This window comes from Gluconobacter sp. NFX36 (assembly GCF_049887835.1).
GTDB lineage: Bacteria > Pseudomonadota > Alphaproteobacteria > Acetobacterales > Acetobacteraceae > Gluconobacter > Gluconobacter japonicus_A.
On the sequence record NZ_JAGEKJ010000040.1, the window covers coordinates 1 to 1,292 of the forward strand.

Below are 1,292 nucleotides of genomic sequence, written 5' to 3' on the forward strand. Positions count from 1 at the left end.
TGGAGGGATCGAAGAACCTTTGATCGGGGCCATTGGATCCTGATTTCAGGGTTATTTCGTGTTGATTGATGGTTCTTGTCTCTGATTTTAGCGCTGCGTCTTTCGCAGAGCGTTGGACATTGGCTTTGGATTGCTACGCGGCGGCGCTGATCCTCTCGAGGAAAAGGAAGCGGCGCATATTATAGACGATATTGGCCAGCCCGATCCTCATGGTGGCTCGAGTTATGCCCACAGTCCGGACGAACAGCCCGATCTGTGACTTCTGATCAGCAAAGACATGTTCGACACGCGATCGAATAATGGACTTTCCGGCATTGGAGCGCTGGATGTGCCGGGGCATGGGTTTGAGATGCGGCTTTTTCCTGTGGACCTTCGAGACAAAGCCCTGCTTGTCCATGAAGTCTTCGTTGGCTTTTGAGCGGTAGGCTGTGTCTGCCCAGACTGTTGAGGCGGTGTTGGTTTTGTCCAGCAGCCCCTCGCGCAGTCGGGCACCATCACTGGCTGCTGCATCTGTCGCTTTCCACTTCCGGATCAGCCGAAACTTCCGGTCGATGGAAATGTGGGATTTGTAGCCAAAGAAGGGAATAGCGAGATCCGTTGCGGGGATCGTTCCGTCATCCTGCCGCTTTGCCTTGGTAAACTTCAAAGTCCAGCGTGCATGACGATCTTTGTGAGAAAGCTTTGAGGGCTTGTCCTGCCAGTCCTGTGGGATCCGTCCCTCCCGAATATCTGCTTTCTCAGCATTGGTGTTGCGCTGCTTTGGAGCTGCCACCAATGTCGCATCCACGATCTGGCCTGACATTGGCAAATAACCGGCAGTCCTCAGGATCGCGTCAAACCGCTCAAACAGCTTTTCAATCGCACCCCCCTGGGTCAGACGTTCACGGAACAGCCAGACCGTTTTGGCATCGGGTACGCGGTCCGACAGCCCCAGACCAAGAAAACGCATGAAGGAAAGACGATCGTTGATCAGATATTCCGTCCGTTCGTCGGACAGGTTGTTCAACGTCTGGATGACCAAAATCTTGAACATCAGAACCGGATCAAACGGTGGACGACCGCCTTTACTGCCGTCTGCATAGGCCAGAGCTTTATCCAGGTCAGAACGAAATGTTTCGAAATCCACAGTCCGGGAAAATGCTTCGAGCTGATCACCAAGCCCGCTCAGCCGAGCAAGACGCTCTTCAACATCAAAGAAACCTGGTTGCTTCATAAGCCAGCCCCCCACTCTCCACATGAGGAATGGAATCACACAGAGGGCCCAAAAACCAGAGGGTTTTTCGAACCCTCCA

1 protein-coding gene is annotated in these 1,292 nt (G+C 53.4%); it reads right to left on the reverse strand.

Features of this window, described 5'->3' with window-relative positions; all coding sequences use genetic code 11:
• Positions 1-133: 133 nt before the first annotated feature.
• The gene (locus J4P41_RS15600; RefSeq protein WP_426067831.1) at positions 134-1,213 is read right to left on the reverse strand and encodes an IS5 family transposase; all 1,080 of its coding nucleotides are present in this window, start codon (positions 1,211-1,213) and stop codon (positions 134-136) included.
• Positions 1,214-1,292 lie beyond the last annotated feature (79 nt).

What these genes read in the sequence shown, in the direction of transcription:
- J4P41_RS15600 (WP_426067831.1), bottom strand. Translation starts at nt 1,213, where the DNA reads ATGAAGCAACCAGGTTTCTTTGATGTTGAAGAGCGTCTTGCTCGGCTG.